We start from the raw sequence: 12,977 nt of genomic DNA, 5'->3' as shown, positions 1-12,977 counted from the left end.
TGCATCCGGGCAGCGGGGGGGGCGTACCGATGGGTGAGACGGCCGCGTCGGGTCCCGGATCCGATCAGCCGGCCGGCGACGGCGGGGCGGCCGACCCGTCAACCGTCCGCCCGCCCGGTCCGCTGTCGGGGGGATCTCTCCGTGACATGCGGACGTTCCCCGCGCGCGGTGTGTCAGGCTGCCGCCGAGCGGCCCGTCACCACCGTCCGGGCCCGGTTCCGTGCGGGAGGCAGCGCTCTTGATCGCCGACGACCCCCTCGGCTGGGACACCTCCGCCGCGGCCGACGCGTACCGGGACCGCGACATGCGGCTGGCCGAGCGGCTGATCTTCCCCGCCGTGCTGCGCGGGCTCGCCGGCCGGGCGGGCTCCGGCCTGCCGGCCCTGGACGTCGGATGCGGCACCGGCGCGGTCGCGGCGCGGCTCGCCGACGCGGGCGGGTGGACGGTCCAGGCCGTCGACCTCTCGGCGGACATGCTGGACATCGCCCGCGCCGACCGCCCGCATCCGCGGATCACCTACCGGCTGTTCGACGGCCGCACCCTGGACTGGCTCGCCGACGACAGCGTCGCCGCCGCGGTGTGCTGCCTGGTGTACTGCACCGACCCCGACGACGACCGGCTGGCCGGCCTCACCGCCGAGATCCGCCGGGTCCTGCGCCCCGGTGCCCCGTACATCCTGGCCGACCTCAACCCGGCCGCCACCGGCGTGGCCTTCTCCACGCTGCGCAACGGCGAGCCGGACACCGCGTACGCCGACGGCGACACCGTGTCCACGCTGCTGCGCCTGCGCGACGGGACCATGATGGCCGGTGTCACGTACCACCGGTCCCTGGACCGGTACCGGTCCCTGCTCACCGGGGCCGGCTTCCCCGCCCCCACCGTGGAGCTGCCCACGCTCCCGGCCGGCGACACCGCGCCCGAGGCTCCGGCGGAGACCCGGACCGCGCCCTACATGATCTTGACGACGCACGCCTGACCCGCGTCCGGCCCCCTGCCCGCGCCCGGACCCGGAACCTCGGCCGCACCCGCGTTCCGTCGCCCCGGACCGCTCCCGGATACTGGTGCGATGCCGCTACCGCCGCTCGCCGTGGGCCCGGAGCCCGTGTCCGCCGACCCTCCGCACCGCACGCGGCGGCCGCTGCTGACCCAGTCGTGGCTCGACCTTGCCTTCCTCCACTGGGTGGCGGACCCCGCGGACGTCGCCCCGCTGCTGCCGGCCGGCACCCGTCCGGACACGCTGGACGGGGTGACGTACGTCGGGCTGGTCGCCTTCCGGATGCACCGCGTCGGATGGTTCCGGCTGCCCGGCGTTCCGTACCTCGGCTCCTTCCCCGAGACCAACGTCCGCCTGTACTCCGTGGACGCCCAGGGGCGGCGCGGCGTGGTCTTCCGTTCCCTGGACGCCTCCCGGCTGATACCCGTGGCCGTCGGGCGGGTCGCCTTCCGCCTCCCGTACGTCTGGTCGCGGATGCGGATCCGCAAGGAGGGCGCGACGGTCGCGTACACCAGCGAGCGGCGCCTGCCGGGCCCTCGTGGCCCGCGCAGCGATCTCGCGATCCGGGTCGGCGAGCGGATCGACGCACCGACCCGCCTCGAACACTTCCTGACCGCCCGCTGGGGCATGCACAGCGCCTTCTTCGGCCGCGCCCTGTATCTGCCGAACACCCACCCCCGCTGGCCGCTGCACCGCGCCGAACTGCTGCGCTGCGACGAGAACCTGGTGGCGGCCGCGGGCCTGCCCGCGCCTGCCGGCGCCCCCGCCAGCGTGCTCTACTCCCCCGGAGTCCCGGTCCGCTTCACCCGCCCGCCCCGGGGGCGGAGCCGGCGGCGGTGACCGTGTGGAGCTGGCCGCGGACGGCGCCGCCGGGGAACTCGGCGGTGTGCAGATTGGTGTAGAAGGAGCCGGGGTCGGTGGTGAGCCTGCGCAGCAGGGCCGGGTCCTCCACGGTCACGGTGCCGGTGAACGTGTGGCCTTCGGCCCCGTCCAGCAGATGAGTGAAGTCGATCTTGACGTCGCCGTTGGTGCCCTCGGCGCCCTCGTGGATGTGGAGCTTGACCGGCCTGCCGGTGCGGCGCCAGATCACGGCGACGGACACCTCGTCGCCCCGGACCCTGAGGAGTTCGAGCGCGGCGCCGTCCTTGTCGCCGACTGCGGGACCGCCCTCGACCGGGACCTCCGCGGCACCCCGCAGAGCGGCGGCGAGGACGGTCGTGCCGCTGCCGTTCCCGTCGTGGCTCGTGGCCGCGTGGGCCGGGATCACCGCGGCGGCGACACCAGCGGCGGCGGCCACCGCGACAGCGGCGAGAGTCAGGCGCCCGCGGCGGCCGGAGACTGCGTTGTTCATACCCATGGTTCCCTTTATCCCCGGTTTCCGGGCCGGCGCCCCCCTGCATCCGCTTCTGGGCATGCGTGCGAACGGATCTCGCCTTCGGCCCGGTCGGGGTGTGCGACGCGCGCCGTGAGCGGCCGGCTCAGGCCGACTCCCGGACCACCAGCTCCGCGTCGAACAGGACCGATGTGGGCTCGGTGCGGGTGCCGTGGATGTGTTCGTCGAGGAGGCGGGCCATCTCGGCGGCCATGTCCTCCACCGGCTGGCGCACGGTGGTGAGATGCGGGTGCCGGGCGACGGCGACGGCGGAGTCGTCGAAGCCGACGACGGCCACGTCCTGGGGTGTCCGCCGGCCCTGTTCCCGCAGCACCTGGCAGGCCCCCCGGGCCATGAGGTCGTTGGCCGCGAACACCCCGTCCAGGTCCGGGTGCCGGGCGAGCAGCTCGGTCATGGCCGCGACCCCGCTGTCCAGGGTGAACCCGCCCTCGGCGACGGGGGCGTAGGCCAGGCCCCGGCGGGCGAGGGCGTCCCGGAAGCCGGCCAGCCGCTCCTGGCTGGCCGCGACCGCCAACGGCCCGCAGATCGTGGCCGGTTTGCGGCAGCCCCGGGCGAGCAGGTGCTCGGCGGCGAGCCGGCCGCCGTCCCGGTGGGCCAGATCGACATAGCTGAGCGGGACGGGACGGGCGGGACGGGCGAAGAGGACCGCGGGCAGCCGGGCCTCGGCGAGCAGCGCGGGCAGCGGATCCTCGGCATGGCTGGAGACCACCAGCGCGCCGTCGGCCCGGCCCTGCCGCAGATAGGTGAGCACCTCCTGGCGGGCCGCGTCCGACTCGGCGAACATCAGCACCGGATGGACGGAGCGCGGCCGGAGAAAGCCGACGATCCCGGCGACCACCCGGCCGAAGAAGGGGTCGGCGAACACGCGGGCGGCGAAGGCGGCCTGGGCCTGGTCGGAGGTGTCACCGGCGCCGGACACCACCAGCGCCACGGTCTCGGCCCGCCGGGTGACCAGGGAGCGGGCGGCCCGGTTGGGCGCGTACCCGGTGCGTGCGATGGCCCGGCGGACCAGTTCCTGGATCGCCGGATCCACATTGCGTACGCCGTTGACGACCCGGGAGACCGTGGCCCGGGAGACGCCCGCCTCCCGGGCGACGTCCTCCAGGGTCGGCGCCTGTCTGCTCATGCCCGCACCCTAACGGCCCGGCGCACTGCGGCGGTAGAGCGCTCTCCGAGCCGAGGCGCAGCTCAGGTCAGGTCAGGTCAAGTCAGGTCGCCGACCCGGACGTCCAGTGTCAGAGGCAGCTGGTCCGCCGAGCTCCCGGCGAGCACGCGGCAGGGCCCCGGTTCCGTGCGCCAGCCGCCCGAGCCGACGTCCCAGTGGCTCAGGGCGCGTGCCGGGACCGGTATCCGGGCGACGACCGTCTCACCGGGCCGCGCCCGTACCGCGGCCCATCCCGCGAGCCATCGCTCGGGGTACTCGACGGCGGTGCTCCCGGGGCGGGACAGATAGACCTGGACGACCTCGCGTCCGGGGCGCGCACCGGTGTTACGCAGGCGCACCAGGACGGTGAGGCCGGCGTCGGGCGCGGCCCGTGCGGGCCCGGAGATGTGCTCGTAGGCCCAGGTCGTGTAGCCGAGGCCGTGCCCGAACCAGTAGGCGGGCGTACGCCCTTCGCGCAGCCAGCCGCGGTGGCCCACGTGGATGCCCTCGGTGTAGGGCAGCCGGCCGGCGTCCGGGCGGGTGCGGGTGACGGGGGCGTCGGCGAGGCGGGCGGGCCAGGTGGTGGGCAGCCGTCCGCCGGGCTCGCTGCGGCCGAGCAGGACGTCGGCCAGGCCGCCGCCGGCCTCCTGGCCGGGGAACCAGGCGAGCAGGAGTGCGCCGACGTCGTGGCGCCAGGGCAGCTCCACCGGGCCGCCGCTGTTGACGACGACCACCGTGCGCGGGTTGGCCCGGGCGACCGCGCGGACCAGGGCGTCCTGGTCGGGCCCGAGCGAGAGGTGGGCGCGGTCGCGGCCCTCGGACTCGTACTGTTCGCCGGTGCCGACGGCCACCACGGCCACGTCCGCCGCGCGTGCCGCCCGGGAGGCGGCCGCCAGCGCCGCGGCGCGGTCGGGCGCGGGGGGTGCGGCGCCGACCACGACGGCCCGGCCGGTGCCGGGGGCGAGTTCCCTGCGGGCGACGAGCAGCGGGGTCGTACCGGCGGTCAGCCGGGCCGTGACGACCTGCGCGGGCGGGCTCACGTGGAGCACGGCGGGGTCGTCGGTGGTGGTGGCGAACTCGCCGTCCAGGAGCGGGTGTCCGTCGAGCCCGAGAGCGAGGCGGCCGAATCCGGCGATGCCGACGCGCCAGCTGCCGGAGGTGCGCGGACGCAGTCGTGCGCTGATCTCCACGGTGTGCGCTCCCGGCGGCAGCGGGGGCTCCAGCTGTCGTCCGGAGGCGCGGTGTTCGGCGAGCAGCTCGGCGCCGGAGGCGTCGAGGATCCGCAGCAGCACACCGGGTGCGGCGGTGCGCGGGTCGGAGGCGAGGAGGGGGTCGAGGGGCGGGGGCGGCCCGGCCGGTGCGGGGCCCGGCACATGGACGACGCGTGCCCGGCCGCGCAGGCCGGCCCTGAGGCCGTCCAGGAGCGACACTTCGCCCTGGGGGAAGACGCCGGCGCTGCCGCCGCCCTGGGTGCGGGTGCGGGCGGCTGCCGCGCCGATGACGGCGACCGTGCCCAGGCGGGCCGGGTCCAGGGGCAGCACGCCCCGGTTGGCCAGCAGGACGGCGCCGGCCGCGACGGCCCGCCGGGCCAGGGACCGCGCCTGCCCGGACCGCAGGTGCGGTCGGGCCGCCCGGTGCGGACGCCCGAGCATCCCGCACCAGGCGGCCAGCCGCAGCAGCCGGCGCACCTTGTCGCGCACGGCCCGCTCCTCGACCTCGCCCGCCGCCACGGCGCGGACCAGTGCCTCGCCCCACTCGCCCGCGGGTCCCGGCATCTGCAGGTCGAGCCCGGCCCGGGCGGTGTCGCGGGTGCCGCGGACGGCGCCCCAGTCGGAGACCACCACCCCGTCGAATCCCCACTCGCTCTTCAAGGGGGCGCCCAGCAGCTCGTGGGCGGTCATGGTGACGCCGTTGACCTGGTGGTATCCGGCCATCACCAGCCGGACGCCCGCCGCGACCGCCGCCTCGAAGGGCGCGAGGTGGACCTCGCGGAGGGTGCGTTCGTCGATCCGCACGTCGACCGTGAGCCGGTCGGTCTCGGCGTCGTTCGCGACGTAGTGCTTGGCCGTCGCGGCGACCCCGTGCGCCTGGATGCCCCGGATCAGGGCGGCCCCCATCCGGCCAGTCAGCACGGGGTCCTCGGAGAAGCACTCGAAGTGCCGGCCGGCCAGGGGGCTGCGGTGCAGGTTGAGGTGGGGCGCGAGGACCACGTGCACGCCCTTGCGCCGGGCCTCGGAGGCGAGGAGGCCGCCGGCCTCCTCGACCAGCTGTTCGTCCCAGCTGGCGGCGAGCGCGGAGGCCGAGGGCAGCAGGACGGAGGTGTCCCGCTCGTCCCACCCCTCGCCGCGCACCCCGGCGGGACCGTCGGACAGTACCAACTCCCCCATTTCCAGGTCGGGTTCCGCCGCCGTGCGCCAGGTCGTGGCGCCGGTGAGCAGCCGGATCCCGGCGTGCGGGGTCAGTTTGTCGAGCAGCCGGTCGAGTGCGTCCTCGTCGGTCATCCCCACCCCCTCGTGCGTCGGCGATCGTCAGTTGTAGACGCCGAACTCGTACAGCGAGTAGCCCCAGCCCGTGCCGCGGGCGGTGCCGTTGATCCGGACGTACCGGCCGGTTCCGGTGATGTCGAGGTCGTCCACCCCGCCGTTGCCGTCGGTCACGGTGCGCAGGGTCTGCCAGTTCTGGCCGTCGTCGGAGGTCTGCACGGTGTAGGCCTTGGCGTAGGAGGCCTCCCACACCAGCTGCACGTGCCGGAACGCGGTGCGGGTGCCGAGGTCGACCCGGATCCACTGGGGGTCGCTCCAGTCGCTGGCCCAGCGGGTGTTCGGGTTGCCGTCGACCGCGTTGGCCGGGGCGCACGGGCAGTCGCCGTAGCCCGGCTGGAAGGAGGAGGCGGTGGCCGGCTTGCCGAGGGCGACGTTCGTGCCGGTCACGACGGGTGGCACGACCCGGACGGACCGGCTCTCGACACCGACGTTGCCGTGCCCGTCCTTCACCTTGACGTACATCTTCCAGACGCCGGGGCGGTCGGGTGCGGTGACCTTGAGCCGGCCGCCGCCGAGGTCGGTGAAGGGCAGCGTGGTGAGGTCCTTGCCCTGGTCGATGTACATGCTGTTGTCGAGGACCTCGTAGGTGAGGGGGTCCCCGTCCGGGTCGGTCGCCTTGACGGCGAGGGTCAGGTCGCGGCCGGCCTGCACCTTGCCCGGGTCGCCCTCGACGGCCAGGTCGGTGATGACCGGCGGGGTGTTGTCGCGGGAGGTGTCGCCGCCGTAGGCACGCTTCACCGCGTAGTAGGAGAGCCGCTTCTCCCCGGCGGGCAGCAGATTGAACCAGATGCCGCCGAAGTCGTACTCGGTGCCGTAGTGGAACATCGTGGCGCCGAGCGCGACACCCTTGTGCCCGGTGATGCAGCCCCAGGCGCGGGTGTATCCGTCGGCCTTGGCCCGGTCGGCGGGTTCCAGCGGAACGCCGTTGGCGTCGTCGGGCACCTCCCACTCCCCGGCGGGCCCGGTCTCCGTGACGATGTACGGCTTGGTGTAACCGCCCTGCTCCCAGGCGGACTTCACGTCGCAGACCGCGTTGTAGGAGTTGACGGCGTACAGGTCCAGGTCGGGTGCGTTCTTCTTGAAGTAGGGCCAGGCGCCCACCCAGGCGTCCGTGGAGGTGACCGGGTGGTTCGGGTCGATGGAGTGGATCTTCTTGGCGACGTCGTCGACGAAGGTGGTGTAGGCGTCGCGCTGCCGCTCCAGCTCGGCCCCGCTGTAGCAGTTCTGGAGGCCGAGCACCGACTCGTTGCCGACGTCCCACATGAGGACACCCGGGTTGTCCTTGTAGGTCTGGACCCACCGGGGGAACTCGTCGAGCATCTGGTTCTTGTAGGGGGTGTCGGTCACGTAGTTCACGCAGCCGCCGCTGCCGGGTCCGCCGCCGGGCTGGAGCCAGAATCCGGCGACGACCTTGATGCCGTGCGCGGCGGCGGAGTCGAACAGCGCCTTGCTGGTGGCGTCGGTGCCCCAGGTGCGGATGGTGTTGACGCCCATGGACCTCAGATCGGGCAGATACCGGTCGGCGTCGGCCGTGGACGGCCCCCAGGTCAGGCCCTTCACCTGGTACGGCTGTCCGTCCACGGTCAGCTGCCAGTTGCCCTGGGAGCCGGTGACCTTGACGACGCTGCCGGCCGCGTGGGCCTGGGCGGCCGGCAGGGCGGTGAGGGCGCCGACGGTCAGCACGCCGGCGGTGAGGGGGGCGGCGAGGCGGCGCGTGCGGGTGCGTGGTGGTGGGGTCATGGTGATGGGGTCTCCGGGGGGGGTGACGATGGGGGTGTGGGGGTGACCCAGGGGGCTGGGGGGCGGCCCGTCAGGGGCGTCAGGGGTTCGGGGGTGACCGTGGGGGGTGTCGCTAGGGCAGGCGGTAGTCGGCGTTCAGGGCGGCGCCCGCCTCGGGGTGGGTCTCGTCGTAGCCCCGGGCGTCGCACTGCAGACCGCCGACGACGCAGTGGTCGACCAGGGCCTTGAGCGTGCGGTCGTCCCAGGCGTTGAAGAAGTCGTAGTGGAAGCTGTGGCCCGCTCCGCTGGCCAGCCGTACCTGCGACATGTCTCCGTTGACGGGGAACGCCATCTTGAACTCGATCATCGGCAGCGCGACCGGGTGGTCGGCGGGGCAGATGTTGTCGTTGGTGCCGGGCTTGACCACCGGATAGGCCATGTGGCTCTGGTGGTCGGGGGTGTCGAGGTACTTTCCGTCCCAGCAACTGGGCGCCTGGAAGCGGATGTTGAGCTGGACGTCGGGCCGGTCCGGGCAGGTCGCCGGGAACTCGGTGTTGAAGAAGCTGTCGCCGCACTCCCAGCCCTCGACGAAGCCGCGGTGGTTGCGGAACTCGGCGGCGCTCTGCATCGGGCTGCCCACGACGAACCTGAGGCCCTTGGGGAAGGGCCGGACGCTGGTGTAGTCGGTGACGCCGGCCTTGTAGTAGATGACCTGCGGGCCCACGGGCAGGACGGCCCGGTCGCCCTTGTAGAGGGTGGGCATCCAGTAGCCGGACAGGTCCCCGGGGGCCTTGCAGGTGGTGCCGCCCGCGCCGAGGGAGGCGGTCGTGCTGTTCGCGTTCGTGGTGGTGTTGCCCATGAACGTGTGGTCGTGGGACTTGCCGGGCTGCTGCGGATAGACGATCGGGTCGTCCGGCTTGGTGTGGCTGACCGCGCAGTTGGCCTGGAACTCGTGGAAGTAGCGGTGCGGCGGGTTCTGCGTGGACGGGGTGACGCCGGTGACGGGCGGGACGGCGGGGATGTAGCCGTCGCCGTCGGGGTCCTCGGGCGAGGCCGCGGTCGACACCGCCATGGTGTGGCCGGTGTGCGCGGCGGTCACCGTGGAGCGGGGTGCGGACGAGGCGGCGACGCCGGTGACACCGAACGAGGCGAGCACCACGGCGGAAGTGATCAGCGCGCCCGAGAGGATCTTCGTTCTCCGTGACATGGGGGCTCCTCGGCGGGAGGGGAAGGAGAGGTCGAACGGAGGGTGGGAGAGCGCTCTCCCATCGCTGGAGTGTTGAGGCGTCGGCAGGGGGTGTCAAGGGATAAGGCCAAAGGATCAGAGGACGCCCATCGCTCACTTCTCGAAGACTGGCGCGGGACATGACGCGTAATCAGGCGTGACAGCGCGGAAATTCGGTCGTAACTCTTGACGCATCGTTCAGGCCAATGAAGCATCCAACGTCGAGAGAGCGCTCCCCCACCCCACTCCGTTCATTTCCTGAACAAGGAGAGCCGCGCATGCCTCCCGCCTCCCCCGATTCCCCCGCTTCCCCCTCCGCTTCCTCCCCCGCTTCCTCCGCCTCCCGTTCGCCGTCGTCCGTGGGCCGCCGGACCGTCCTCGGCGCGGCGGCGGCAGCGGTACCGCTGCTGGCCGGTGTCGCCGCCCCCGCCCGGGCGGCCGGCGCCACGGCCGCCGCTCCTGGCGCCCTGCCCGGCGGGGGCGATCTCGGCCCGAACGTCGTGGTGTTCGACCCGGCCACGCCCGGCATCCAGGCCAAGCTGGACCAGATCTTCCGACAGCAGGAGTCGGCGCAGTTCGGCACCGGCCGGTACGCGCTGCTGTTCAAGCCGGGCACGTACAGCGGCCTGAACGCCCAGATCGGCTTCTACACCTCCATCGCGGGGCTCGGTCTGTCCCCCGACGACACGACGATCAACGGTGACGTCACGGTCGATGCGGGCTGGTTCAACGGCAACGCCACGCAGAACTTCTGGCGTTCGGCGGAGAACCTGGCCCTGGTGCCGGTGAACGGCACCGACCGGTGGGCGGTGGCGCAGGCGGCCCCGTTCCGCCGGATGCATGTGCGGGGCGGGCTCAACCTCGCGCCGTCCGGCTACGGCTGGGCGAGCGGCGGCTACATCGCGGACAGCCGGATCGACGGCCAGGTGGGCCCGTACTCCCAGCAGCAGTGGTACACCCGTGACAGCGTCATCGGCGGCTGGCTCAACGGGGTGTGGAACATGGTGTTCTCCGGCGTCCAGGGCGCCCCCGCGCAGAGCTTCCCCAACCCGCCCTACACGACGCTCGACACCACCCCCGTCTCCCGCGAGAAGCCGTTCCTGTACCTCAGCGGCAGCGAATACCGGGTCTTCCTGCCGGAGAAGCGGACCAACGCCCGGGGGGTCACCTGGGGCAACGGCACCCCGCGGGGCACGTCCCTGCCCCTGTCGCAGTTCTACGTCGCGAAGCCCGGGGTCAGCGCGGCCACCCTCAACCAGGCGCTGGCGCAGGGGCTGCACCTGCTGCTGACGCCGGGTATCTACCACGTCGACCAGCCCCTCCAGGTCAACCGGGCCAACACCGTGGTGCTGGGCCTCGGGTTCGCCACGCTCGTGCCCGACAACGGGACCACGGTCATCAAGGTCGCCGATGTCGACGGGGTGCGGCTCGCCGGTTTCCTGATCGACGCCGGGCCGGTCAACTCGGCGACACTGCTGGAGGTCGGACCCGCGGGCGCCTCCCTCGACCACTCGGCCAACCCGACCACCGTGCAGGACGTCTTCGTCCGCATCGGCGGCGCGGGCGCCGGCAAGGCGACCACCAGCATGGTGATCAACAGCCGCCACACCATCGTCGACCACACCTGGGTCTGGCGTGCCGACCACGGCACCGGCGTCGGCTGGGACACCAACCGCGCCGACTACGGAGTCGTGGTCAACGGCGACGACGTGCTGTGCACGGGCCTGTTCGTGGAGCACTTCAACAAGTACGACGTGCAGTGGAACGGCCAGCGGGGGCGCACGATCTTCTTCCAGAACGAGAAGGCGTACGACGCCCCGAACCAGGCCGCCGTCCAGAACGGCTCCGTCAAGGGCTATGCCGCGTACAAGGTCGGCGACAACGTCACCGCGCACGAGGGCTGGGGTCTGGGCAGTTACTGCTACTACAACGTGAACCCGTCGATCGTGCAGCACCACGGCTTCGCCGCGCCGAACCGGTCCGGGGTGAAGTTCCACGGCCTGCTGGTGGTCTCGCTCGGCGGCAACGGCCAGTACGAGCACGTGATCAACGAGACGGGGGCGCCGACGTCCGGCACCTCCACCACTCCGTCGACGGTGGTCGCGTACCCCTGAGGGGCCGACCGGCCCCCGCCCTTCCGGGCAGGGGCCGGTCCACGCGGCGCCGTCCGTGTTCCCCTAGGGGGAGCCGAACTCCACGGAGTGTGGCCGGTTCGGCCGGTTCGGCGGATGGTCTCCGTCGGCCGTTCAGCCGGGGAGCCGGTCGAGGATCCACTCGGCGAGTTCGGCGGTCATGGCGGCGTGCGGTTCGTTGTTGGTGGAGAGCAGGTAGTCGTCCAGCTCGGATTCGTCCGGGGGCAGGTCGTCGACGCTCGCGTGCACGTCCTCCTGCCGGTCCAGGTCGCGGAGGGCGACCGCGCTGACGGACGGTACGAAGCACGCGGCCCGGGCGGCGATGCCGACGGCCTCGCCGGAGGCGGCGAGCGCGTCGCCGAGGACGCCGAACGATTCGAGGGTTCCGCCGGGTGCTCCGTCCAGTTCGGGCAGGCCGGCGGTGGTGGTCGGGAGCGGGCCGCCGAGGACGCCGTTCAGCACCGCCACCTCAGCCGGGCTCCCCTGCGCCTGGGCGAGGAAGCAGGTGCCGTCGAAGAGCGGCCCGGCGCAGCTCAGCGTCTTCTCCCCGGCCCGGACGCCGTTGCCCACGCCGTCGCCGCGTCCGCTGGCCACCCCGAGCAGCCGCGGGATGCGGGGCCATCCGCCGACCTGCCGGAGCCGCTCGGTGAACTCCGTGCGCAGCGGGCTCTCCTTCGGCGTGCCGTCCACGCCGTCCAGGTACCGCCAGAGCATCTGCTGGGCGGCCGGGCTTCCGATCTGCCGCCGGAAGGTGTCGTCGGCCCCGGCGACGTGGTGCGCGAAGGCCTGCAGCCCGATCGGCAGCCACGCGCCCCGGTGCGGGGTGTCGAAGGACAGGTGGACGCCGGTCCGGTGGTCGATGCGCTGCGCCTCCAGCCTCGCCAGCGCGTACCGGGTGACCAGGCCGCCCATACCGAAGCCGCCCACGAGCAGTCCGGCGCCGTCCGTCTGCTCGGCGAGGGTCCGCAGGATCGCGGCGGTCGCCGTCTCGGCGTTGTCGAGGATCGAGTCGGCGCGCTCGTCGAACCCGACGAGGACCAGGGTGCGTCGCCGGGCCCGGAGACGGCTGACGAACGGGTACCGGCCGTTCTCCAGCCTGTCCCAGAACCGGTCGAAGTCGGTCGGCCCGAGGTCGAACCCGTCGGTCAGGACGACCGGCCGGACCATGGCCCGGTCGCCGTGCCCGTAGTACACGCGGGCGCTGCCGCGCGGCAGCCGCCACTCCTCGTCGGCCGCGGGCGCCGGCGGTGCCGCCCGTGTCCCCGCCGGCGTCACGAGCCGGATCGCCCCGGCGGCCTTCCTCACCTGCTCGGCCAAGCTGTCGGCCACGTACGTCCCCTTCCGCGCTGCTGACAACGGCACAAGGGACATACTCGGCGGGCCGATATCCCGCGAAACCGGCATTCCGCTTGTTTCACTGCATAGGCTGATCAGTCCGTCTTGTCACACCGCCGGGCGCCGGACCCCGCTGCTCCCCACCGGATAGGCTCGGTCGGGTGACCGGGACACGCAAGCGCACCTCAGCAGCGACGGACGCGGCGACCGCGACTTCCGCGGCGGCGTTCCTCGAAGGCCAGGAGATCACGACGACGGGCTGCGGACGCTGCGGCACGGAGATCTCCGGGGTCAACGGCCGCTACGCGTGCGGGAATTGCGGATGGGTCAACCACTGGTCCGAGGGCCACACGGAACTGCCGGCCTACACCCCGGCCGGTGACGCCGCGGTGAGCGGACCGGGCGCGGGTGTGCCGGACCCGGGGCGTGGAGACCGTCTTACGGAGTCGTGACGTACGGGCGCGGCCCCGTCGTCCGCCGCCCCGGCGGGCC

The 12,977-nt window shown here is 73.3% G+C and carries 10 protein-coding genes; 4 read left to right on the top strand and 6 right to left on the bottom strand.

Going from position 1 to position 12,977, the window contains the following annotated elements; all coding sequences use genetic code 11:
- Nucleotides 1-238 precede the first annotated feature (238 nt).
- Together ACF073_RS08940 and ACF073_RS08935 are read left to right on the top strand one after the other, a co-directional pair.
- Nucleotides 239-976 carry a class I SAM-dependent methyltransferase gene (locus ACF073_RS08940; RefSeq protein WP_392067850.1) on the top strand — a complete coding sequence of 246 codons (738 nt, stop codon included), beginning with the start codon at nt 239-241 and terminating at the stop codon, nt 974-976.
- Between the two features lie 90 nt (nt 977-1,066).
- Nucleotides 1,067-1,834, top strand: a complete 768-nt coding sequence (locus tag ACF073_RS08935) for a YqjF family protein (protein ID WP_392067848.1) — start codon at nt 1,067-1,069, stop codon at nt 1,832-1,834.
- Here ACF073_RS08935 and ACF073_RS08930 read toward each other — a convergent pair.
- The 5 genes from ACF073_RS08930 to ACF073_RS08910 all read right to left on the bottom strand — a co-directional run bounded on the left by ACF073_RS08930 (nt 1,797) and on the right by ACF073_RS08910 (nt 9,000).
- A complete protein-coding gene (locus ACF073_RS08930; RefSeq protein ID WP_392067846.1) occupies nt 1,797-2,345 on the bottom strand; it encodes a CHRD domain-containing protein in 549 nt (182 codons plus the stop codon). The two genes, ACF073_RS08935 and ACF073_RS08930, sit on opposite strands and share 38 nt — an antisense overlap.
- 127 nt (nt 2,346-2,472) lie before the next feature.
- Nucleotides 2,473-3,513: a LacI family DNA-binding transcriptional regulator gene (locus ACF073_RS08925; RefSeq protein ID WP_392067845.1), complete on the bottom strand. Its 1,041-nt coding sequence runs from the start codon at nt 3,511-3,513 to the stop codon at nt 2,473-2,475.
- Between the two features lie 77 nt (nt 3,514-3,590).
- Nucleotides 3,591-6,032, bottom strand: a complete 2,442-nt coding sequence (locus ACF073_RS08920) for a glycoside hydrolase family 3 C-terminal domain-containing protein (protein ID WP_392067843.1) — start codon at nt 6,030-6,032, stop codon at nt 3,591-3,593.
- A 27-nt stretch (nt 6,033-6,059) separates the two neighbouring features.
- Nucleotides 6,060-7,814, bottom strand: coding sequence for a discoidin domain-containing protein (locus tag ACF073_RS08915; RefSeq protein WP_392067842.1), 1,755 nt, complete (start codon nt 7,812-7,814; stop codon nt 6,060-6,062).
- A 112-nt stretch (nt 7,815-7,926) separates the two neighbouring features.
- Nucleotides 7,927-9,000, bottom strand: coding sequence for a DUF1996 domain-containing protein (locus ACF073_RS08910; protein WP_392067841.1), 1,074 nt, complete (start codon nt 8,998-9,000; stop codon nt 7,927-7,929).
- Between the two features lie 296 nt (nt 9,001-9,296).
- On the opposite strand from ACF073_RS08910, the gene ACF073_RS08905 reads away from it, so the two are divergent.
- Nucleotides 9,297-11,132 carry a coagulation factor 5/8 type domain-containing protein gene (locus tag ACF073_RS08905; RefSeq protein ID WP_392067840.1) on the top strand — a complete coding sequence of 612 codons (1,836 nt, stop codon included), beginning with the start codon at nt 9,297-9,299 and terminating at the stop codon, nt 11,130-11,132.
- Nucleotides 11,133-11,264: 132 nt separating this feature from the next.
- Here ACF073_RS08905 and ACF073_RS08900 read toward each other — a convergent pair whose 3' ends face one another.
- Complete coding sequence (locus tag ACF073_RS08900; protein ID WP_392067839.1) at nt 11,265-12,479, bottom strand: esterase/lipase family protein; 1,215 nt, start codon at nt 12,477-12,479, stop codon at nt 11,265-11,267.
- Between the two features lie 167 nt (nt 12,480-12,646).
- Between ACF073_RS08900 and ACF073_RS08895 the strand changes: the two genes are divergently transcribed.
- Nucleotides 12,647-12,937, top strand: a complete 291-nt coding sequence (locus ACF073_RS08895; RefSeq protein ID WP_392067838.1) for a hypothetical protein — start codon at nt 12,647-12,649, stop codon at nt 12,935-12,937.
- Nucleotides 12,938-12,977 lie beyond the last annotated feature (40 nt).

This window comes from Streptomyces sp. NPDC015171 (assembly GCF_043079545.1).
Lineage (GTDB): Bacteria > Actinomycetota > Actinomycetes > Streptomycetales > Streptomycetaceae > Streptomyces.
The sequence above is the reverse complement of the archived record's forward strand: the minus strand, read 5'-3'. Positions and strand labels throughout refer to the sequence as shown.